The organism is Nocardiopsis sp. CNR-923, from assembly GCF_001942255.1.
In the GTDB taxonomy this organism is placed as follows: domain Bacteria; phylum Actinomycetota; class Actinomycetes; order Streptosporangiales; family Streptosporangiaceae; genus Nocardiopsis.
Map to the genome: position 1 here is coordinate 142,678 of NZ_MKKC01000076.1, position 21,777 is coordinate 164,454.

Sequence of the window (21,777 nt, forward strand, 5' to 3'; positions counted from 1 at the left end):
CCTTCTCCCTGCGACGGGCAGCGTCCGCCGCACACGCCCCGGCGTACCCGACGGGCCCCGTGTTCGACGTGAACACGGGGCCCGTCGGGGCTCGCGCGGCGCCTGTCCGCCGGGCGTCAGTCCACCAGGGAGCGGATGGAGCGCAGCGCCACCGACAGCGTGGCCAGGTCGAACCGCTCGCTCTCCTGGATCTCCGACAGCGTCATCCCGACCCGCCGCACCTGGTCGCGGTTCTGCTCGGCCCAGATGTCGAGCAGCTCGGCCGTGGAGTCGGTCTCGGCCGACTCCAGCACACGCGCGGTGAGGTCGGCGTGCGCGGAGTACAGGTCGTCGCGCATCGAGGAGCGCGCCATCGTCCCCCACCGGTCGTCACGCGGCAGGTCGATGATCCGCTCCCGCCACCAGCTCAGGTTGACCCGGTCGGCCAGCTCGAAGTACAGCTCGGCGACCTTCTCCACCGGACGGCTGGTGCGCTGGGCGATCTCCACCAGGTCCAGCGTGGAGTAGGCCGGCACCATGACCGCCACCTGCTCGGCCAGCTCGGCGGGCACGCCCAGGGCCGTGTACCGGTCGCGGCGCTCGACGTAGGCCTCCCGGTCGCGGCCCCTGACCAGGTCGGGCAGGAGCGGCAGCAGCTCTCCCACGGCCTCGGCGAAGTAGCCGATCTCGCTCTGGATGTCGAACGGGAAGCTGCGGTGCCGCAGCAGCCAGCGCGCGGAGCGCTCGGCGAGCTTGCGGGTCTCCAGCAGCAGGACCAGCTGGCTGTCCACGGAGATGACGTTCTCCAAGTCCTCGACCTCGCCCCAGTACTTGCGCAGCTGGAGGACGTTCTGGACCACCAGGTAGGCACGGGCGATGTCGGCGGCGCTGGAGCCCAGCTCCTCGTTGAGCCGGAAGGCGAAGGTCACCCCGGACCGGTTGACCAACTGGTTGACGACCTGGTTGACGATGATCTCCCGGCGCAGCGGGTGCGAGGCCACGGCGCCCGCGAACCGCTCCGAGCGCAGCGGCGTCGGGAAGTACTCCGTCAGGGTGTCGGCCAGGTAGGGGTCGTCGGCCAGGTCGGACTCCCCGATCCGCTCCTTGAGGTCGATCTTGGTGTACGACAGCAGCGTGGCGAACTCGGGACTGGTCAGCCCCTTGCCGGAGGCGCGCCGTTCGGCGATGACCTTGTCGGAGGGCAGGTCCTCCAGCTTGCGCTTGAGGAGCTTGGCACGCTCCATGTGGCGCATGTACCGGCCGTGGACGTGCAGCATCTGCGTGGTCTGCTTGCGCGCGGCGGCCAGCACGGTGTTCTGCGCGTAGTTGTTGTCCAGGACCAGCGCGGCGACCTCGTCGGTCATGTCGATGAACAGCCGGTCGCGGTCGTCCTTGCTCAGCTCGCCCGCCCGCACCTGGCGGTCCAGCATGATCTTGATGTTCACCTCGTGGTCGGAGGTGTCCACACCGGCGGAGTTGTCGATGGAGTCGGTGTTGATCCGACCGCCCTCGCGCGCGTACTCGATCCGGGCGGGCTGGGTCAGGCCCAGGTTGCCGCCCTCGCCGACCACCCGCACGCGCAGCTCGTCCGCGTTGACACGCACCTGGTCGTTGGCCTTGTCGCCCGCGTCCGCCTGCGTCTCGGTGCTCGCCTTGACGTAGGTCCCGATGCCGCCGTTCCACAGCAGGTCGACGGGCGAGGTCAGGACGTACCGGATCAGCTCGTCGGGCGTGACCGCCCCGACCTCCGGATCGATGCCCAGCACCGCCTTGACCTGCGGGGTCAACGGCACCGACTTGGCCGTACGGGGGAACACGCCGCCGCCCTCGGAGATGAGGGCGGGATCGTAGTCCTCCCAGGTGCTGCGCGGCAGTTCGAACATCCGCTTGCGCTCGGCCCACGACGCGGCAGGGTCGGGGTCGGGGTCCAGGAAGACGTGGCGGTGGTCGAAGGCCGCCACCAGCTTGATCTGCGTGGACAGCAGCATCCCGTTGCCGAAGACGTCACCGGACATGTCGCCGATGCCGACGACCGTGAACGGCTCTTCCTGGACGTTCACGCCCATCTCGCGGAAGTGGTACGCCACCGACTCCCAAGCGCCGCGCGCGGTGATGCCCATCGCCTTGTGGTCGTAGCCGACCGAACCTCCGGAGGCGAAGGCGTCGCCGAGCCAGAAGTCCCGCCCCAGGGAGATCTCGTTGGCGATGTCGGAGAAGGTCGCGGTGCCCTTGTCGGCGGCGACCACCAGGTAGGAGTCGTCGCCGTCGTGCAGGACGGTGCGCTCGGGGTGGACGACCTCGCCGTTGACCAGGTTGTCCGTGACGTCGAGCAGGCCGCTGATGAACTGCTTGTAGCAGGCGACGACCTCGGCCGTCACCTGGTCGCGGGTGCCGTTCTCGGGCAGGCGCTTGCACACGAAGCCGCCCTTGGCGCCGCTGGGGACGATCACCGAGTTCTTCACCATCTGGGCCTTGACCAGGCCGAGGATCTCGGTGCGGAAGTCCTCGAAGCGGTCCGACCACCGCAGGCCGCCGCGCGCGACCGACCCGAAGCGCAGGTGGACGCCCTCGACACGCGGCGAGTAGACGTACATCTCGAACCGGGGCCGCGGGTGCGGCAGGCCCGGGATCTCCTGCGGGTTCAGCTTGAGCACCAGGTACGGGTGGTCCTGGTAGTGGTTGGTGCGCAGGGTGGCGCGGATGGTCGCGGCGTAGGCGCGCAGGATGCGGTCGTGGTCCAGACTGGCGACCGCGTCCAGTTCGCCCTCGATCTTGCGGACCAGGGCGTCGGAGCGCTCGTCGCGGCCGGCGTCGGGCTGGTCCGGGTCGAATCGGGCCTCGAACAGCTCCACCAGCAGGTTGGCGATGGAGACGTTGGCGGCGAGCACGTCCGCGATGAAGTCCGGTGTGAAGGTGGACCCGGTCTGCCGCTGGTACTTGGCGTAGGCGCGCAGCACGGTGATCTGGTGCCGGTCCAGGCCCGCGCGCACGACGAGGCGGTTGAACCGGTCGGACTCGCAGCGGTCGCGCCAGGAGGCCTCGAAGGCGTCCTCGAACAGCTCCTTGAGGCGCTCGGGGGCCAGGTCGGAGGTGGGGATCGGGCCGAGGCCGAAGTCGTAGATCCACACCCGGCCGACGCCCTTGACCGTGATGTCGTAGGGCCACTCGTCGACGACCTCGACGCCCAGGTGCTCCAGGACCGGCAGGACGCGGCTCAGCGAGATCGGGTCGCCGACGCGGTAGAGGCGGAAGCGCCACGCGTCGACGTCCGACTCCGGGCGGTACAGGCTGGCGTCGAACTCGCCCGCGCGCCGGTCCGCGTCGGTCCGCCCGAGCAGATCCTCCAGTGCGCCGACGTCGCCGCCGCGATCTCCGGGGCGTTGTCGACCCGGTAGGCCTCGTTCATGCCGCTGGCGTAGCGGTCCTTGAGCTCGGTGGCCCGGGTCGGGCCGAACTTCTCGGTGAGCGCGTGGTCGAAGTCGGTGTCCCAGGAGCGGGCGGCCAGACGGACGCGCTCCTCCAGGGCGACCTGGTCGATGTCGGCCAGGGTGTGCCCGTGCTGGGCGCGCGCCACCAGGTACAGGCGGGCGAGCGGGGCAGCGCCGACCATGACGTTGTGGTCCATCGTGGCGCCCTCGAAGGCCTCACCGAGGGCGCTCTGGATGTCCAGGCGCATCCGGGTGCTGTACTCGTCGCGCGGCATGTACACGAAGCAGGACATGTACCGGCCGCCGTAGGGGTCGCGGCGCATGAACAGCTTGGTGCCGCGTCGGTCGCGCAGGCGCAGGACCCCGCGGACGATGTTGTACAGCTCGTTGGCCGGGATCTGGAGGAGTTCCTCGCGCGGGAAGGTCTCCAGCAGCTCGATGAGGTCCTTGCCGTCGTAGCTGTCGGCCTCGAACCCGGCCAGTGCCAGGACCTCGGCCTGCTTGCGGCGCATGATCGGGATCTGCGTGATGCTCGCGGTGTTGGCCTGCGGGGTGAACAACCCGAGGAAGCGCCGTTCGCCGACGATGTTGCCCTGGGCGTCGAAGCGCTTCACGCCGATGTAGTCGAGGTACTTGGGGCGAAAGACCGTCGCGCGGGAGTTGGCCTTGGTCAGAACCAGCACGTAGGGCTCCCGGGCCTTGGCCCGGATCTCCGGCGGCAGAGCGGCGAAGCTCGTCGACGCGGGGGAGTCCATGCGCAGGACGCCGAGCCCGGAACCGGGCTGGGGGCGCAGGGCGTCGTCACCGTTCTCGTCGGTGACCAGGTCGTACTCGCGGTACCCCATGAAGGAGAAGTTACGGCTGGCCATCCAGCGCAGGAAGTCGACGCTCTCGCCGATCTCACGGGGGTCCACGCCGCCCGCGACGAGGCGGTCGGGGTAGGCGGCGAGTTCGTCTGCGACGCGGATCGCCCGGTCGCCCATCTTGGCGGAGTCCTCGTCCACGTAGCGGACGTCGCCCAGGACGCTCTCGACCCGGGTGGTGATCTCCTTGATGCGCTCGGGATCGGTCTGCCGGTCGATCTCGATGTGCATCCACGACTCGTCGGTGGGCAGCAGGCCCTCGCCGCCGATCTCCGGGTCGATCTCGCGCAGGTCGCCCTCGATGTCGCGGCCGACGGTCATCTGGGGGTGGATGATCAGCCGCGCGCCCGCGCCGATCTCATTCAACGCCATCGTGACGGACGAGACGAGGAACGGCGCGTTGTCGGTGACGATCTCCAGGATGCTGGTCTGCTGCTCCCAGCCGTGTTCCTCGACGGTGGGGGTGTACACGCGGACCTTGGCGCGGCCGGGGACGCGGTCGGCGCCGAACGCGTGGTGGGCGCCGGCGATGCCGCAGATCTGCTCGGGACTGCGCCCGGCGATCTCCTCGGGGTCCGTGTGCCGGAAGTAGAGGGGGAGGAATCGGCGGACGGCGTCCGCTTCCGCACGACTCACCCGGGGTCCTGGGGACCACCGGGTCGCCGCGTCACTGAGCAGCTTCTGGAGGATGACGTCGGATTGCCCGGACATATGGCTCTCTCACTCCTTTGTGAGCAACGTCGCACGAGCTTCGGGAGGTCACCCGGTCATGTGACCTGTGAACTTCCGTGCTGGGTGGTGATCTTCCGTGAACCCTCTCAGCCATGAGGGAGGCACGGGGATGGTGGTTGGGCGTGGGCCTGTGCGCACAGGCGGAAGGTCGGCGAGGTGCCGGAACGCCGTTGTTCCGTCCCCACCCGCAGACCAGGCTACTGGTTTTCGACGCAGAGAACAGGACCAACACCGTTACGCGGTAGTTACGTACTGTTAGAAATGGATTGCGGGAGTCCATCCCCGGAGTGAACGCCCCTGCCGCGCACGGTCGTGGCGGAGTGTCAGGCCGCTGTCGCCCGGTGGACGGCGGTCATCAGCGCGCGCGGGTCGGTCAGATCGGCCAGCACCTCCGCCGCCCCCGCCTCGCGGAGCCGTCCCTCGGTGGTCGATCCGGTGAGCACCGCGATGGGGACCGCGCCGCCGATCACGGCCGCGCGGATGTCGGGGACGGAGCCGGTGATCAGCACGGTCTCCCTCTCCGTGTAGGTGTGGCCGCCATCGCCCGCCGCGTGCAGGCGGATCGACTGGATGAGGCTGGACTTGGGGTAGTTGACCGACCCGAAGCCGCCGATCGACAGGTCGAGGTAGGCGTCCAGGCCGAACGCCCGGAGCTTGGCCGTGGCGGTCCCGCGAGTGCCGCCGCTGACCACGGTCTGGACGGTGTCGGGCATGCCGGCCACGGCCGCGAGCGAGGCCGCGGCGCCCGGCATGGCGCGCCCCTTGGCGGGAAGTTCGTCCACCCGCTGCGCGAAGGCGTCCTCCAGGGCGGCCAGGAACCGCTCCAGGGAGTCGGTGTCGGGCTCGACCTCGGTGTCGTTGCGGGCGCAGAACTCGAAGAACATCTCCGAGTCCGTGCGCCCCTCGGCGGAGGTCAGGTAGACGAGGGGGTCGCCGGTGACCCGCTCGAAGGCGTCGGCGTAGGCGGCCCGCATCACGCGCCCCGCGTCGAGGAGCGTGAGATCGACGTTCCATAGCACCAGGCGGCTGATGGCGGGCTCCTCGGGGGTGTCGGGGACGAGGGACGCACCTATCTTGCCGTATGGGTGGTTCAGGCGCGCGGGGCCTCCGCCCGTACCAGGCGGGTGAGGGAGACCCACTCGGCGGCCCCGACCGGGAGGAAGCCCAGCCCGGGGTGCTTGGAGTCGCGGATGGCCGCGCCGGTGGGCAGGTCGGCGACCTCGACGCAGTTCTCTCCGCCTGAGGAGTATGAGGACTTACGGAAGCTGAGGATGGGCGCGACCTCGACGCAGTTCTCCTGTGCAGTCGAGTAGGAGGACTTGTGGAACTCAAGCAACATGGTCAGGCTCGCTTGTCGTGCTCAGCGGCGATGGCTTCGATGAGGTCAATCGACCCCTGGGGATCCAACGCCAGGTTCTGGACGGTGTCGAAGATCAACGCGTGTTGATCGAAGTAGTCTTCGTCCTCAACGTACAGCGCCTCAACCACGGTGGGGATCGAGACTATGCCCGGCTCTGGCCGAGGGAAGTCGAACAGGGTGAAGGCACCGTCGACCGCAGGATGTGCACCTGCCTCATCAGGAAGAACGAGAACAGTCACCTTGTAATGTGCGGCCATGCCTGACAGGAAGCGCAGTTGCTCGGCCATGACCTGATGTGAACCCACCGCCTTACGCAAGGCGGGCTCGTCGATCACAGCTGTCAAGTACGGCCCCTTGGGAGCATCCAGCACGGCGCGACGCGCCATCCGTGACTCCACCTTTCGTTCGATCTGGTCAGGCGGCACGACCTGACTCCCCTCCGAGACGGCAGCGGCATAGGCAGGCGTTTGGAGCAGACCCGGAATTAGCACGACCTCATACGTCCGGATTCGGACAGCCTCAGCCTCCAGGTCAGGCAGTGAGCCAGGGAAAAGGTCAGCGTATTCATGCCAATCGCTGCGCCCGCGAGCCGTCTCGGCCAGACTGAGAAGGTGCTCCCGCTCCTCCCCCACGACCCCGTAGATCTCCAGCAGAGCTTCGATCTCTTCGCGCTTCGGAAACTTCCACTCGTTGCGCTCGATGCGGGTGAGTCTTGCGCCTGAGGTCCAGCCCATCCGCTCGGCCACCTCCGCGGACGTCAATCCGGACTTCTCGCGCAGTCGCCTCAGGGCTGCGGACAGCCGACGACGACGCACACCCGGTGCCCCACTCGCAGTCACACGGACCCCCACTCTCCACTCGGATCTGCTCCCTGATCGTAGACCGCACGCCAGAAAAGAAATCCTTGCGAACAAGAATTATGGCTTGAGATTCTTGCGAGCAAGGATCATACTGGACTCAGTCGCACACCCCTACCGGGTGGCACCTCCTCTGCGTTAGGAGCTGACTCCATGGCGTCAACGATCGTGTCCAGCGCCGACCTGTACACCGAAGTGGTCCAGGTGATCCGGGGAGGTGAGCCCGACGACGACGGCATCTCCCTCGCGGGCCGCATCTCTCCCCTCACGCCCACCTACAACACCCGCACCTGCGCGTGTTCCTGCATGCCCCTCCCGCACAGCCTGTGGGAGTTCCTGGAGAAGCTGGACCCCTACGCCGACGACAGCGGCGTCTGGCTGCGCATCCTCCGCGAGGACGACGACGGCACGGACCTGCCCGAAGGCGCGACGCTCATCGACTCCAGGCGGGTGAGCTACCGCGTCACCTGAATCCGGCATCCGTGCCGTTGGGCGACGCCACCCTCCTCCGGTGGCGCCGCCCAAACGCACGGCCACGGGACACTGCCCGACTCAGGCAACCGGTGAGCCCCCGTCGGGAAGGATCCCGGCGGGGGCTCAGCAGATGAGTGGTCGTCTACACGCGGTGTTCCCATGTACCGAAGCGCGTCCGCACTCGGCACTCCTCGCCCGACGTGTCGACCGCCAGTGAGAATTCGTCCAGCCCGGGCCAGCCCTCCCTCGCCAGGAGTGCGTGGGTCTCGCGCAGACGCTCCGCCAGGGGCGTGGGACCTCCGCCGTGAACCGAGCCGTCGGGCCACAGGTACGCCCAGGAGGAGTCCGGGGCTCCCATGTACACGATCCGCCCACGGTCCCCGTTGAAGGGACGCACTCCCGTGCCGATGCGCACACCGGGGAGCATGAGCAGGAACCTGACCAGACGGTCGTCCGTGACCAGGTCCTCCGGGGTGAACGGCACGACCCGGGTCGTCTCCGACTCGCGGCCCATCCCGGGAAACTCCCCCACCGGAACGCGCTGGGTTCGGTCTCGCATGAAGAACGCCTCGCACACGAACGGCCCCACGGCGCTCTGCGGCCCGGTCTTGCGGAGGGCAGCGACGGGACTGGCGTGTGAGCCGGAGTAGGACCCCCAGGGCACGATGATCGACGCTTCCGGCCTCGCCTGCTCGATCCACGCGGGGGGAACCCTGCTGACGGCACAGGTGGCGATCACGGCGTCGTAGACGACATCGTCGGGCACCTCGATGCCGGGTACCACACGCACACCGCTTCCCGAGAGGCGATCGCGGGCGTGCGCGGCGACGTCGGGATCGATCTCCAACGAGGTGACGTGCCCGGTCGGGCCGACCAGGGAAGCCAGGATGGCGGCGTTCCACCCGGTCCCGGTTCCGATCTCCAGCACCCGCATACCGGGTTCGATCCCGGCGGCTCGATCATGTCCGCCATGAGCTGCGGGGCCGACGAGGAAGAGCTCGGCGTGTTGACCAGTCCGCTGCCGCCGTCGTTGGCCTGGGTGACCACCGAATCGTCGTCGTACACGTAGGAGGCCCACCGCTGCGGGTTCGCGGTGCGGATGAGGGGCAGCCCCTGCGGATCCGGCCAGACCAGGTCCGGGATGTAGTGGTGCCGTGGGTGATCTGCGAACGCGGCGCGGATGGCGTCGGCGGTGTCGAGTCGGCCCGTGAGCTCGACGTGCATCCGGCCGAGGTCCGTCATTTCTGTACCTTCCCGGTACCGTCGCACCGCTGGCAGGTGCGGACTTCCTTGTCTTTTCCCCACCCCCCCTTCTGCCCGTCCGAGGTGAGGACGAAGCTTCCGGTTCCGCCGCATGCGGCACAGTCGACCTCGGCCATGGGGGGTGCTCCAACTCAGGTCGTCGGTGGACGCCGTCCTCTCGGGGCGCGACCCGTGTGCTGCGCACGTGGTCGCGGTGAAGCCAGGGGAACCCGAGGCGGACGGCAGATCCTGCTCGCTCACACCAGTTGAACAGCAATGGATGACGTCAGTCAACGGAATGGATCGCATCAGTCGCGTACGGTGAGCCCATGCGGGAAGGAACCGAGCGCCTGCGCGAGGAGTTGGCCCAGACCCTGACGCGGGACGACGACCTGCGCACGCCCGCCTGGCGGGCGGCGGTGACGAACGTCCCACGAGAGGTGTTCGTCGGCGACCGCTTCTACACGCCCGCGGACACCGCTGGTCGGTGGGAGCCGATCACGCGCGCATCCGTCGCGCCTCAGCGATGGTTGACCATGGTGTACGCCAACACCACCCTGGTCACACAGATCAACGGAGACGACCATCCCGCACCCGGTCCTGTCACGGGCGCCCCGACATCCTCCTCGACCCTGCCCGGCCTGGTCGTGCGGATGCTGGAAGACCTGAGCGTGCGTGATGGCGACCGCGTCCTGGAGATCGGCACCGGAACCGGGTACTCCACCGCGCTGCTGTGCGAACGTCTGACCGACGCGCGTGTGGTCTCGGTCGAAGTCGATCCACAGGTGGGTGGGCGTGCGGCCCGGGCCCTGCACAGTGCCGGTCACGCGCCCACCCTTGTCATCGGGGACGGGCTCGACGGGTACCCGTCTGGCGCGCCCTATGACCGCTTGATCGCCACGTGCTCGGTCCGGACCGTGCCTCGGGCGTGGTTGGACCAGGTCAGGCCGGAGGGAACGATCCTGGCCACCCTCACCGGCGGCCTCTTCGGGTTCGGGCTCGCCCGGCTGACGGTCTCCGAACACGGCACCGCCGAAGGCCGGTTCCTGCCTGGAACGGTGTCGTTCATGCCTGCTCGCGCGCACGCGCCCCAGTCCATCCGGCACATACCCAGGTGGCTGACGGCCGTGACGGAGCAGGAGGAAGGCCGACCGGCGCGGTTCGGCCCGCAGGTGTTCGACGGATGGGTGGAACGGTTCGTGGCCCAGTGCGTGGCACCGACCGCGCAGAGACTGCGCATGGCTGACTCCGAGGGGCGGACGATCGACTACCTTGTCGACCTCGGCAGCGAGTCGGTGGCGGCTCTGGTCACCGTCGACGGCGGTTTCACGGTCTATGAAGCCGGGCCGAACCGGTTGTGGGGAGCGGTGGAGAAGGCGGTCGACCAGTGGCAGGGGTTGGGATCACCGGGGCTGACCGAATTCGGAGTGCACGCCGACACCTCCGGGCTCACAGTGACCTTGGGTAACGGCGCGTTGACCTGGCACATCGAGGACTGGGTATGACGGAGAACGCGAACCGGAACGCCGAGGACACCTGGGCGACCTCCACCCACTACTCGTCGATGAGGTGCCGGAGGTACTTGTCCGGGCTGGCCAGATAGCGCCGCCAAGGGCCACTCCGTGACGTCGATCGCCTCCCCCTCAGGCCGGGGATCCAGAATGTGGAGGCGTTGGATGAACACGATCGCTACCTTCCGATAAGACGGTCGGCCAAGCGATGCAGCGGTGTGACCAGCGCCGGATAGTCGCCGTGCGTGGAGCGCCGCAGCATGCGCGCGATGACCAACAGTTGGGAGCGCGCCCCGTCCAAGGTGTCGAGCACGTCAGAGAACTCCTCGCGGACCCTGGCCGCGGCCTCGGGAACGAGCAGGCTGTGGCAGTACAGCGTGGCGGCGTCGTACCCCAGCGGCGCCATCCCCCAGCCCTCCCAGTCCAACAGGAAGCACTCGGGGGACGTGATGTTGTTCCAGTGCAGATCCCCATGGGCACTGACCCACATCACGACGATGGGGTCCACCCCGTCGCCGAAGACGCCCGCAGGAGTCGGGTCGCGTCCGGCTGGGTGACGTGCGTCCCCCGGGTCGGTACGCACTGTTATCGTGCCGATCGCAAATCCGGCGCACCACCCGTTTCCGGTCATGTTCGCCGTGTCACGAGTGCTGCGGGGAACGAGGACACAGGTGAACGTGCGTCGCGGATCGATCGACGGAGACTGCCGCGGCCGACCTCGCCGATGTCGGCGACGCGAGTGCGCACAGCCAGGTGGCGTGGCCGCGGGAGAGCCCTGACGAGCTGGACGACCGCTTCCAGCACGAGGCGGTGCCGAGCCACAGCGGGGTGACCCACCTTCTGTTCTGGCGGTGGTGGACCCCGGCACCTCGCGCGAAACCGTCATGCTGGGCGGCACGGAGTTTTCGTTTTTTTCGAACATGGTAACCTTGTGTCATGGCAACGGCACTGCGTGAACGAACGATCCTTCCGCCTGACGACAGATCGGCACTGACCGCGCTCGCCCGTGGCTTGACCAACGAACAGTGCCCTCAGGCACGCCTGGTCGGCCCGGACGGTTCTGAGATGGAGCTCCCCAAGGAGCTCTACGCCGTCCTGCGCGACGTCGTGGCCGTGCTCTCCCAAGGGATGGCTATCTCCATCGCCCCCCACAACACCATGCTGACCACTCAGGAGGCGGCCGACCTCCTCTGCATCTCCCGCCCCACTCTGGTCAGACTCCTGGGCGACGGTGAGATTCCCTTCAGCATGCGCGGGCGGCACCGCCGTGTCCTCCTCCGCGACATCCTCGACTACCAGGAACGCACCAGGCAGGAGCGCGAGCAGGTTCTGGACCAGATGTCTGCCGAAGCCGAGGACATGGGCCTGTACGAGACCACCGCAACCCCAGAGAACACCAGGTGAGAACGGACACCCGTGGCCTTCCCCGCCTTTCTCGACACGTGCGCGCTCTATCCCGCCTACCTGTGCGACACGCTCCTACGCCTCGCCGTCGCGGGCGCCTACCGGCCACTGTGGTCAGCCGACGTCCTTGACGAGCTCAGGCGCAACGTGATCCGACGCGGCATCGGTGCCGACAGGGTGGAGCGCAGGATCTCACAGATGGACCGTGCCTTCCCTGACGCCCGTGTTCGCGGCTACGAGGCGCTGATCGACAGCATGGAGAACGACCCGAAGGACCAGCACGTCCTCGCGGCAGCTGTGCGCGCCAACGCCGAGGTCATCGTCACCTTCAACACCAAGGACTTCCCGATCACGGCGCTCAAGCCCTACGACGTCCTCGCCGTGCACCCGGACGACTTCCTTCTCGATCAACTCGACCTGTACCCGGGCCTCACGCTCGGGGTTCTGGAGAAACAGGCCGCCTCCTACCGCAGGAAACCGGCCACTGTGCCCGCTGTACTCGCGCTTCTGGAACGGACAGGCGTCCCAGGGTTCGCCGCCGAGGTCCTGCGCCACATGCGTTGACACCACCAGTTGTTGCCCTGACGTCGGCGTCAAGGTCTCCTTCGGTCCCATGCGCATCGGTGAACTCGCGCAGCGGGCGGGCGTCAGCACCCGGACCCTGCGGTACTACGCATCCCTCGGGCCGCCGCCCGAGCCTCGTGCGGCCAACGGGTACCGGGTGTACGGCGACGACGACCCGCGGCTGGTGGAGCAGATCCGCGTGCTCCAGGACTTCGGGTTCGGGCTGGAGGAGACCCGGCCCTTCGTCGAGCGCCTCCGGGCGGGCCACCCGGCCGGGGACTCCTGGCCCGACTCGATCGGCGTCTACCGCGACAAGCTCGCGGAGATCGACGCCCTCACCAGGCGCCGCGTCCTCCAGGAGGTCGAGCGGCTGCTCTGACCGTCCGGGGCGGGTCAGCCGCCGATGTGCTTCTTCCAGGGGCCGTCGGCGGTGAGCCAGTGCGGAACGATCCGAACCGGGAAGGGCAGTTCGGTCTCGAAGACGTCCTCTCCGTACACCTGGGTGATGTCCCGGTACTGGCCGTTCTCCAGGCGCATCTCACTGATGCCGACCTTGTCCGGGTGCGGGTTGACGATCCAGTAGGACTCGATCCCGAAGTCGGCGTACTCGGCGCGCTTGGTGTTGCTGTCGCGGAGCACGCTCTCCGGGGAGAGGATCTCCACCGCGAGCAGGGGTGGCCTGGTCAGGTAGGGGCGTTCGGCGGCATCGGCCCGGATGACCGCCAGGTCCGGGATGCGGTGGTGGGTCCGGTCGGCGTTGACATTGATGCCGGGGCCGGTGAGGACGGTGAACTCGTCGGGTGCCGCGTTGCCCAGATGTATGGTCAGGCGGGAGTCCACGGACGTGTGGTCGAAGACGGGGGCCGGAGACACGTCAAGCCTCCCGTCGACCAACTCGTAGCGCCGCCCGTCGTCCGGCATGCGCGCCAGATCGTCGACGGTCAGGGGCCGGTCGGATGTCTCCGTGTCCCGGATGCTCATGACAGACATACTGCCTCCTCGGCTTCATGAAGGCCAGTATCCAGAGCGAACCCCCGGTTACCGGCGGGTTCGCCGAAGAACCCGCGATGGGGCGCCGGGGAACGCCCCTACCCCTGTTCCTCGACGAGGTAGCGCAGCTCCTGGACGGCGAACCACATGAGTTCGTGCTCGGCGGCGGCGTCGGAGGCCGGGTCGGCCGCCGCCGCGGCGACGTCCTCCGCCGCCCCGGGGTCGTCCACGTGCGCGGAGGCCAGCTTCTTGTAGGGGACGGGATTGGTGACCCGCACCCGGAGCACCCCCGGGCCCGCCGTCCCCACCCGCTCGACCACGTGGTCGGGCATGGTCGCGGCCAGCACCACGCGGCGGCGGGGGGCGGCGGGATCGGCCGCCAGCAGAGCCAGCGACTCGTCGGCGGCCGCGTACATGGCGTCGTACTCGGCCTCCTCCGCGTCGGTCCCGGAGTCGGGGTCGGCCGCGAAGGCGGTCAGCGGCGCTCCGTCCACCCGCCCCCGCTCGATGACCTTCGCGAGGGCGGGGACGGTGCTGGGCAGGAAGACGTACATCGGCTCTCCGGGGTGGTGTGCGGTCCCCATGAGTGTGCCAAGGAACGGGCGGTGGGCGCGCCACCGCCCCGCCGCACGCCTCGCGGTCAGGCCGCTCTGGAGTCGTCGGCGCCCACGTCCACGGACAGGATGCGGGCCAGTTCGCGACGCGTGGTGGCCGCGTCGGTGTGCAGGAGACCGGTCATGCCGAGTTCCTCGGCGGTGCGGACGTTGTGCTCCAGGTCGTCGATGAACACGCAGTCCCGCGGGCGCAGGCCGAGGAGTTGGCAGGTGTGCAGGTAGATGCGGGGTTCTGGCTTGCGCATCCCGACCTCGCCGGAGATGACGACCTCGTCGAAGGCGGTCTCGAAATGCTCTCGGGGGTACCCGTTGCCCCAGGAGTTGGACAGCAGGGCGGTGCCGACGCCGGACCCCCGCAGGGCGCGCAACGTCTCGTACATCTCGTGCACGGGATCGAAGCGGGCGAACATGCGGTGGATGAGGCCCTCGGCGACCACCGTGCCGCCGTCGTCCAGCCTGAGCAGGGCGGCCAGGTCGCGCTCGAACGTCGCGGTGTCGATCTCACCGCGCTCCAGCGCGTGGACCGGGTTGTTCCCGTCCAGGCTGTCGTCGAAGTAGGGCCGCATGACCCGCCGGTAGTGGGCGCTGTCGATGCGCTCATCGTCGAGCCAGGCGCTGATCGCGTCGAGCAGCGGCGTGGTGAGCACCCCGCCCCAGTCAGAGATGACGCCCCGGCGTGCGCTGTCCATCATCCAATCCCCTCCATCCGTGTGGCGGACGCGGTCCGACCGGTCCTCGGAGGGGCCCGAGCGCCGGGCGGGGATGCGTTCTTCCCGTTTCGCTCACGTTTCAACCACCCGGGCCGCCCGGGCGGTCAGAAGCCGAGTCCCGTTCCCGCCTCCACACCGGCGCCGGGGATGTCCACGGGAAGGGTCCCCGAGGGCTCCGCCTCGCCCGCGATCACGCGCGCGGCGGCGGTGCGGGACACGTCCACCGACGAGTAGACCGCCAGGTACGTTCCGACCTCGGGGAACGCCTCCAGGTCGTAGGGTCCGCCCTGGGCGACCACGATGACCGGCGTCCCCTGCGCGAGCGCGAACTCGACCGGCGTGCGCTGCGCCGCCGACGCACGGGCGCCGTCCGTGCCGACGACCACGACGTCGGCACCGGTCTCCACCACGCTCAGCCCGGCGTCGAGCAGGCCGGAGGCGATGCGGTCGGCACCCTCACCGCGCACGCTCACGGTGGTGTCCCCGGTCAGGGGCAGGAGCCCGTCCTCGTCGCGGACGAGGGTCACCGACGCGTCCGCGACGCGCTGGGCCGCCTCGCCGTGCGCGGGATCGGTCACGGCCGCCTCGGCGGCCTCGGGATCGGCGGGCGCGGGCGGGTCCTCGGTGAGGATGCCGCGCTTCTCTTTGAGGGCGAGCACGCGCAGTACGGACGCGTCGAGGCGCTCCTCGGTGAGACGGCCCTCCTCCACCGCCGCGCGCAGGGCGGCGACGGCGGTGGCGGGGTCGGGCGGCATGAGCAGCTGGTCGACCCCGGCCTCGACGGCGCGGACGGCGATCTCCCCGTCGGAGTGGGTCTGGCGGACGCCCTCCATGTTGAGCGCGTCCGTGGTGACGACGCCGTCGAACCCCAGCTCGTCGCGGAGGACGCCGTCGATGAGGGCCGGGGAGAGCGTGGCGGGCTGGGGGTCGTCCGAGGCGTCCAGCCCCGGCATCAGGACGTGGGCGGTCATGACGGCGTCCACCCCGGCCTCGACGGCGGCGCGGAACGGCGGCAGGTGCTCGGCCTCCCACCGGTCGCGCGGCAGGTCGATGACGGGAAGCCCGGTGTGGCTGTCCACGTCGGTGTCGCCGTGTCCGGGGAAGTGCTTGACGACCGGGACCACCCCGGCCTCGGCGTAGGCCTCGGCCTCAGCGACGGCCATCTCGGCGACCAGGTCGGGATCGGCGCCGAAGGAGCGGACGCGATGACCGGGTTGTCGGGGTTGGTGTTGACGTCGGCGACGGGCGCGTAGTCGAGGTTGATTCCGAGCGCGGTGAGCTCGGCTGCGGTGGTCGAGGCGCGCAGCCGGGCCATCGCGGGGTCTCCGGTGGCCCCGACCGCCATCGCGTCGGGGAAGCGTGTGCCCACCGGCAGGCGGGCGACCATGCCCTGTTCCTGGTCGACGCCGACGAACAGCGGAGTGCCCGCCCCCTGTGCGGCGGCCAACTCCTGGAGCCCGGCGGACATCTGGGCGATCTGGGGCGCGTCGACCAGGTTGCGGTCGAAGTAGATGACGCCGCCGGGGCGGTACGCCTCGATCTGGGCGGTGTTCTCGGCGGCGGTGGTGCCCTGGGCGGTCAGGACGAGGAGCTGGCCGATCTTGTCGTCGAGCGTCATCTCCTCCAGCACACGCGGAGCCAGGACGGGCTCGAAGGGCGCGGGGCTCGGGCTGGGGCGCGCTTCATCGGCCTGGCGCGACGAACCCACCTCCTCCGTGGTGCAGGCGGACGCGATCAGGGTCAGGCACGCGCAGACCGGGGCCAGCAGGTGCGACAGTCTCATGGCGGATCGTTCTCCGGCGATCGAGTGGGCTCGCCGGAGACTACCCGCTCGGCGGGGGTGCGAAGCCCTGGCCGCACCGGACGGAGCGGGGATGGGGGCGAACTCCGTCCGGCCATCGGGGATCAGCCCCAGGTGAAGAGGGGGTCTCCGTGGCCCACCGCGCCGTCCGCGGGCGCGGCGAGCGCGGCGGGGGCGGCGTCCAGGGCGACGACCGGCACGGCCGGGGACTTGCCCAGGGCGGCCACACGTCCGGGGCGCCAGCGCACCACGGGTGTGCCCGCGCGGACCTCGGCGCCCTGGTCGACGAGCAGGGCGAAGCCCTCCCCGGCGAGCTCCACGGTGTCGATGCCCAGATGGACGAGGACGCTCCGGGCTCCGTCGGGGGACGTCACCACGTACGCGTGGGGGTGCAGCTTCACCACGGTCCCGTCGATGGGCGAGCACGCCTCCTGCGGGTCGTCCGCGCCCTCCGTCCCCGTTTCGGGGTGGACGGCGACGCCGGGGCCGACCATGCTCCGGGAGAAGACCGGGTCGGGGACCGAGTCCAGGGGGCGGGCCGTGCCCGGTACGGGGGACAGGACGCGCAGTGCGTGATCCGACATGCGGGGGCGGCCTTCCTCGGGTGGGTGGTCAGTCGAGCAGGTCGTGGATGTCGTCGGTGAGCGTGTCGGCCTCGGGGCCCACGACCACCTGGACGACGGCGCCGGAGACGAGGACGCCGTGCGCGCCCGCGGCTCTGAGCGCCTTCTCGTCCACCAGACCGGGGTCGTAGACCTCGGTGCGCAGCCGGGTGATGCAGGCCTCGATGTCCTCGATGTTGCCCGCGCCGCCGAGCCCGGCCACGATCGCGGCCGCCTTGTCCGCCATGAGTCCTCCCTGACGTGTGCGCTCACGGGAGTGGGTTCCCGCGGGCTCCTGTGGTTCCCCGTCGATGTTGGGGCGCCGCCGGGGGTCCGCCAGACGCGACGAGCCGCTGACGAGGAACGGGCGTCGGGAAAGCGGAGGATGACGACGCCTGGCTTCGGAGCGCCCGGACACGGGCCGAAGCGGAGCGGCGGCCCACAGCGAGCACAGCCTACGGCCCCGGCTCGCGGCGCACCAGGGGTTCGGCGGGAGCCGGACTGGTCCGGTGGTGGGCTCATGAGGTCTGGGTGACCTTGTCGAGGCCGCGCGGGACGTCGGGGTCGTAGCCGAGGCGGCGGGCGAGGTGTTCGGTGAGCAGCTGCGCCGGGACGATGAGGTTCATCGGCGCGACCCATTCGGGCACGTCCGGGACGGGGACGGACAGGTCGCTGGCGGCGGCGAGGGCGTCACCGCCGCCGAAGCCGAATACCGGGGCCCCGGCGGAGCGGGCGCGTTCGGCCAGGGCGACCGTGCCCTGGAGGGTGGGGCCGGAGGGCGCGGCGACGAGCAACGCGGGGGTGCGCGGGTCGACGACGGCGATGGGGCCGTGCAGCAGGTCGGCGTAGGACAGTCCCATGGCGTGGAGGTAGCAGGCCTCCTTGAGCTTGAGCGCGGCCTCCAGTGCGGTGGAGAAGGCCATGCCGCGGCCGGAGATGACCGCGCCCTGGACTGCCACCATGCGCTCGACGATCTCCTCGACGGCGTCGGTGGGCGCGGCGAGGGTCTGCTCGATGCCGTCCGCCACGCGCTCCAGGTCGCCCGGGTCGAGGTTGGCGCCCAGTCCCAGGGCGAGGACCGCGAGGGCGGCGAGTTGGGTGTCGTAGGTCTTGGTGGCGGGCACCGCGACCTCGTTCCCGGCCTGGGTGACCAGGGCGACGTCGGCCTCGGCGGCGAGCGGGGAGTCGGCGCCGTTGGTGACGCCGACGGTGCGGGCTCCGCAGTCGGCGGCCCAGCGCATGGTCTCGACGATCTCCTCGGTCTCGCCCGACTGGGAGATGGCGACGGCCAGGACGCCGGACAGGTCGACCCTGGCGCCGTAGGCGGTGGCGATGGAGGGCGATCCCAGGGTGGCCAGTCGGCCGGTGTGGGCCTGGAGCAGGTAGCCGCCGTAGACCGCGGCGTTGTCGGAGGAACCACGCGCGAGGAACAGCACCTGTCTGGTGGCGCGGCCCAGGGACTCGATCTCCGGGCGCCGCGGGAGCAGCTCCGCGAAGGTGCGGCGCAGGGCCTCGGGCTGTTCGGCGATCTCGGAGCGCATGACGCTCGTGGTGGCGGGCATGGACAACCTTCCCTGGGGATCGGGCCGACCTGTGTGGAATGTGTTGACACCCGGACGCAGCTGTGGTCTAGTCCGGACTATACCAGTCTCGTCCCGATCCTCCCGGTGCGGTCCCGCCGGACCGGCTGCCCGGGACCCGTGGCGCTAGAGTCGAACGCCGACCACCCGCCGAACGAGAAGGCCGTCCGCCCATGCCGATCGACCCCAGCAACCCGCTCCCGAAGTACAGTCAGCTCCGCGACCTGCTCCTGGACTGGATCACGGAGTCGGGTCTGGGCGTGGACGACATGATCCCCTCCGAGCGCGAACTGAGCGCCGTCTACCAGCTGTCGCGCATGACCGTGCGCCAGACCATCGACCTGCTCGTGTCCGAGGGGCGCCTGTACCGCGTCCCGGGCAAGGGCACCTTCATCGCCCGCCCCAAGATCGAGATGTCCCTCGTCCTGGCCTCCTTCAGCGAGGACATGCGCGCCCGCGGCTACGAGCCCGCGCCCGGGAGCTGATCCGCCAGGTCATCCCGGCCAGCGGGCACACCGCCCGCATGCTCGACATCGCGCCCGGCACGCTGGTCCACCACATCGAGCGGATGCGCACCGCCGACGACGAGCCCATGGCGGTGGAGCGCTCCAACATCGCGGCGGCGATGGTGCCGGGGCTGGAGGACTACGACCTCGCCGTGCGCTCCCTGTACGAGGTGCTGGAGAACGAGTACGACATCCTCCTGGACTCCGGCGAGCAGACGATCGAGGCGGGGATCTGCGACTCCGCGGACTCCCGCCTGCTCGGCCTGCCCGCCGGCAGCCCGGTGCTGGTGATGCAGCGCCGGAGCTTCGCGAAGGGGCAGTGCGTGGAGTTGGCGCTGTCCACCTACCGCGCCGACCGCTACCAGCTGCACTCCAGGCTGGACCCCCGGCGGCACGGAGACTGATTCCCCCGCGCCCACGGGGCGCACGTCCGTGGAAGGCCCCCATGAGTCCGGACATATCCTCCACACCGTCAGCGCGGAACACGGCGCCCGAGAAGCGGTCCTCCACGACGCTGGCGGTCCTGCAACGCCTCGGCCGCAGCATGATGATGCCGATCGCGGTCCTGCCCGCCGCCGCCCTGCTCCTGCGACTGGGCCAGCCGGACCTCCTGGGCGCCGAAGGTGTGGCGAGCTGGCCCGGGATGGGCTGGATGACGACCGTCTCCGGCGTGGTCGGCGCCGCGGGCGACTCGCTGTTCCAGGCGATGCCGCTGCTCTTCGCGGTCGGTGTGGCGATCGGCTTCGCCAAACGCGCGGACGGGTCGACCGCGCTGGCGGCCCTGGTCGGCTACCTGGTCTTCGACCGGGTGTCCAAGCTGCTCTTCTTCGAGCAGGGCGGCGAGATCGGCGAGCGCGTCACCTTCGGCGCCGCGGGCGAGGCGGTGGTCAACTGGGGTGTGAAGAACCCCAGCGACGTGCTGGGCGGCATCGTCATCGGCATCGTCACGGCGCTGCTGTGGCAGCGCTACCACCGGATCAAGCTGCCGACCTGGCTGGGCTTCTTCGGCGGGCGCCGCTTCGTGCCCATCCTCATGGCGGGCGTCGCCACCCTGATCGCCGTGGTCTTCGGTCTGGTCTGGCCGACGGTCGGCGGGTGGATCAACGACTTCGGCACGTGGATCATCGGACTGGGCTCGGTCGGCGCGGGCGTCTACGGCGTGGTCAACCGCCTGCTGCTGCCGCTCGGCCTGCACCACATCGTCAACTCGGTCGTGTGGTTCGTGTTCGGCGAGTACACCGACCCCGAGTCGGGCGACGTGTTCCTGGGCGAGATCAACCGCTACCTGGCCGGCGACCCCACGGCCGGCGGCTTCCTGTCCGGATTCTTCCCCGTGCTGATGTTCGGTCTGCCGGGCGCGGCGTTGGCGATCTGGCGTTGCGCGCACCCGTCGCAGCGCAAGGAGATCGGCAGCCTCATGGTGGCGGCGGCGCTCACGGCGTTCGTCACGGGCATCACCGAGCCGATCGAGTACGCGTTCATCTTCGTCGCGCCCGTGCTGTTCGCCGTGCACATCGTGCTGACGGGCATCTCGATGGCGGTCCTCAACGCCCTGGACGCCCACCTTGGCTTCGGCTTCTCCGCGGGAGCGATCGACCTGCTCATCAACGCGACGAAGTCCAACACGACGGGGCTGTTGTGGATCCTGGCGCTGGGGATCGGCTACTTCTTCCTCTACTACTTCGTGTTCACCTTCCTCATCCGGAAGATGAACCTGCCCACGCCGGGCCGTGAGCCCGCCGAGGACGACGCGACGGCCGGGGCCGACGCCGTAGCCTCGGAAACCGGAGCCGCGGGCGGGGAGAGGGGCGACCGCGCCGACTGATCCGCCCCCGGCGGAGTCCGGCGGTGAGGAACGCGGCGACGCCGGGTCTCCTCACCGCGGTCGGCTCCGAATGGAGAGTGCGGACAACCCTCTGGAAAGGCGAAACGATGAACACGCGGACTCCGAAGGCGGCCTGGTGGCGCCGACCCCTGGTGGTGTGGCCGGTGGCCGGCCTCGTGCTGGTCCTGGTCGCGGCCGGGTTGTGGGCGTTCCAACCCTGGCGGTTGTTCACCACGCGCACGGTCGAGGAACCGCCGCCGGTCGCGGTCGCCGCGCCGAGCGCCCGACGACGGGGGCGGCGACGGCGTGGAGGAGGGCGCGTCAGCCGCCGCGGAGGAAGAGTCGGCGGAGCCGGTGGTCCTGGCGGAGGGCGACTTCGTGAGCCAGGAGCACGGCACCTCCGGCACGGTCGCCGTCCTGGAGCTGTCCGACGGGTCGCGCCACGTCCGCCTGGAGGACCTGGCCACGAGCGACGGTCCCGACCTCCACGTCTGGATCACGGACCAGGAGGCGGGCGGGGACTGGTTCAAGTACCGCGACGGCCGCTACGTCACCCTGGGCGAGCTGAGGGGCACCCACGGGTCGGCCAACTACGAGATTCCGGCCGACGCGGACATCTCCGGTATGACGAGCGTGGTCATCTGGTGCGATCGCTTCTCGGTCGCCTTCGGATCGGCTCCGGTCGAACTGTAGGCGCGCCGTTTCCCGTGGGGGCCGATCGCCGGTCGCGGGCGG

Annotated in this window: 18 protein-coding genes and 3 pseudogenes; 8 read left to right on the forward strand and 13 right to left on the reverse strand. The window is 69.9% G+C overall.

The annotated features are described in order from the left end of the window. Positions 1-116 precede the first annotated feature (116 nt). From BJF83_RS11100 to BJF83_RS11115, 4 genes and pseudogenes are all read right to left on the reverse strand, one after another. Positions 117-4,981 (reverse strand): annotated as a pseudogene (locus BJF83_RS11100) (NAD-glutamate dehydrogenase). A 344-nt stretch (positions 4,982-5,325) separates the two neighbouring features. Beyond that, on the reverse strand, positions 5,326-6,021 hold the full coding sequence (locus BJF83_RS11105; protein WP_075926214.1) for an HAD family hydrolase: 696 nt from the start codon (positions 6,019-6,021) through the stop codon (positions 5,326-5,328). Positions 6,022-6,092: 71 nt separating this feature from the next. Further along, positions 6,093-6,341 (reverse strand): DUF397 domain-containing protein, encoded by a 249-nt coding sequence (locus BJF83_RS11110; protein ID WP_075926215.1) that lies wholly within the window; start codon positions 6,339-6,341, stop codon positions 6,093-6,095. Positions 6,342-6,343: 2 nt separating this feature from the next. Continuing rightward, a complete protein-coding gene (locus tag BJF83_RS11115) occupies positions 6,344-7,201 on the reverse strand; it encodes a helix-turn-helix transcriptional regulator (protein WP_187347127.1) in 858 nt (285 codons plus the stop codon). 171 nt (positions 7,202-7,372) lie between these two features. Between BJF83_RS11115 and BJF83_RS11120 the strand changes: the two genes are divergently transcribed. Continuing rightward, the gene (locus BJF83_RS11120; protein WP_075926216.1) at positions 7,373-7,690 is read left to right on the forward strand and encodes a hypothetical protein; all 318 of its coding nucleotides are present in this window, start codon (positions 7,373-7,375) and stop codon (positions 7,688-7,690) included. Between the two features lie 145 nt (positions 7,691-7,835). On the opposite strand, the gene BJF83_RS11125 is transcribed toward BJF83_RS11120, so the two are convergent. Further along, positions 7,836-8,627, reverse strand: coding sequence for a methyltransferase domain-containing protein (locus BJF83_RS11125; RefSeq protein WP_316042252.1), 792 nt, complete (start codon positions 8,625-8,627; stop codon positions 7,836-7,838). 637 nt (positions 8,628-9,264) lie between these two features. On the opposite strand from BJF83_RS11125, the gene tgmC reads away from it, so the two are divergent. Beyond that, a complete protein-coding gene (tgmC, locus tag BJF83_RS11130; RefSeq protein WP_075926217.1) occupies positions 9,265-10,440 on the forward strand; it encodes an ATP-grasp peptide maturase system methyltransferase in 1,176 nt (391 codons plus the stop codon). A gap of 184 nt (positions 10,441-10,624) precedes the next feature. Here tgmC and BJF83_RS11135 read toward each other — a convergent pair whose 3' ends face one another. Further along, complete coding sequence (locus BJF83_RS11135) at positions 10,625-10,939, reverse strand: hypothetical protein (RefSeq protein ID WP_143831849.1); 315 nt, start codon at positions 10,937-10,939, stop codon at positions 10,625-10,627. Positions 10,940-11,382: 443 nt separating this feature from the next. Here BJF83_RS11135 and BJF83_RS11140 point away from each other — a divergent pair, with 443 nt between their 5' ends. From BJF83_RS11140 to BJF83_RS11150, 3 genes are read left to right on the forward strand one after another with little or no spacing between them, the layout of a single operon-like run. Beyond that, positions 11,383-11,850: a helix-turn-helix domain-containing protein gene (locus tag BJF83_RS11140; RefSeq protein ID WP_075926219.1), complete on the forward strand. Its 468-nt coding sequence runs from the start codon at positions 11,383-11,385 to the stop codon at positions 11,848-11,850. 12 nt (positions 11,851-11,862) lie between these two features. Further along, positions 11,863-12,414, forward strand: a complete 552-nt coding sequence (locus tag BJF83_RS11145) for a PIN domain-containing protein (RefSeq protein WP_075926220.1) — start codon at positions 11,863-11,865, stop codon at positions 12,412-12,414. A 49-nt stretch (positions 12,415-12,463) separates the two neighbouring features. Further along, positions 12,464-12,793 (forward strand): MerR family transcriptional regulator, encoded by a 330-nt coding sequence (locus BJF83_RS11150; RefSeq protein WP_075926221.1) that lies wholly within the window; start codon positions 12,464-12,466, stop codon positions 12,791-12,793. A 14-nt stretch (positions 12,794-12,807) separates the two neighbouring features. Here BJF83_RS11150 and BJF83_RS11155 read toward each other — a convergent pair whose 3' ends face one another. From BJF83_RS11155 to BJF83_RS11185, 7 genes and pseudogenes are all read right to left on the reverse strand, one after another. After that, the gene (locus BJF83_RS11155; protein ID WP_075926222.1) at positions 12,808-13,395 is read right to left on the reverse strand and encodes a Uma2 family endonuclease; all 588 of its coding nucleotides are present in this window, start codon (positions 13,393-13,395) and stop codon (positions 12,808-12,810) included. Between the two features lie 107 nt (positions 13,396-13,502). Beyond that, positions 13,503-13,958 carry a DUF6912 family protein gene (locus BJF83_RS11160; RefSeq protein WP_075926223.1) on the reverse strand — a complete coding sequence of 152 codons (456 nt, stop codon included), beginning with the start codon at positions 13,956-13,958 and terminating at the stop codon, positions 13,503-13,505. A gap of 86 nt (positions 13,959-14,044) precedes the next feature. Then, the gene (locus BJF83_RS11165; protein WP_075926268.1) at positions 14,045-14,707 is read right to left on the reverse strand and encodes an HAD family phosphatase; all 663 of its coding nucleotides are present in this window, start codon (positions 14,705-14,707) and stop codon (positions 14,045-14,047) included. Between the two features lie 125 nt (positions 14,708-14,832). Continuing rightward, a pseudogene (locus BJF83_RS11170) lies at positions 14,833-16,511 on the reverse strand (glycoside hydrolase family 3 protein). A 122-nt stretch (positions 16,512-16,633) separates the two neighbouring features. Then, complete coding sequence (locus BJF83_RS11175) at positions 16,634-17,113, reverse strand: PTS glucose transporter subunit IIA (protein ID WP_075926224.1); 480 nt, start codon at positions 17,111-17,113, stop codon at positions 16,634-16,636. 28 nt (positions 17,114-17,141) lie between these two features. Beyond that, on the reverse strand, positions 17,142-17,549 hold the full coding sequence (locus BJF83_RS11180) for a PTS glucose/sucrose transporter subunit IIB (protein ID WP_316042253.1): 408 nt from the start codon (positions 17,547-17,549) through the stop codon (positions 17,142-17,144). Positions 17,550-17,649: 100 nt separating this feature from the next. Beyond that, positions 17,650-18,693 (reverse strand): SIS domain-containing protein, encoded by a 1,044-nt coding sequence (locus BJF83_RS11185; RefSeq protein ID WP_075926226.1) that lies wholly within the window; start codon positions 18,691-18,693, stop codon positions 17,650-17,652. 191 nt (positions 18,694-18,884) lie between these two features. Between BJF83_RS11185 and BJF83_RS11190 the strand changes: the two are divergent. The 3 genes and pseudogenes from BJF83_RS11190 (at position 18,885) to BJF83_RS11200 (ending at position 21,735) form a co-directional block, all read left to right on the forward strand. After that, positions 18,885-19,621, forward strand: a pseudogene (locus BJF83_RS11190) (GntR family transcriptional regulator). A 41-nt stretch (positions 19,622-19,662) separates the two neighbouring features. After that, positions 19,663-21,042, forward strand: a complete 1,380-nt coding sequence (locus BJF83_RS11195; RefSeq protein WP_075926227.1) for a PTS transporter subunit EIIC — start codon at positions 19,663-19,665, stop codon at positions 21,040-21,042. 306 nt (positions 21,043-21,348) lie between these two features. Next, positions 21,349-21,735, forward strand: a complete 387-nt coding sequence (locus tag BJF83_RS11200; protein ID WP_262391467.1) for a DM13 domain-containing protein — start codon at positions 21,349-21,351, stop codon at positions 21,733-21,735. Positions 21,736-21,777: the final 42 nt, after the last annotated feature.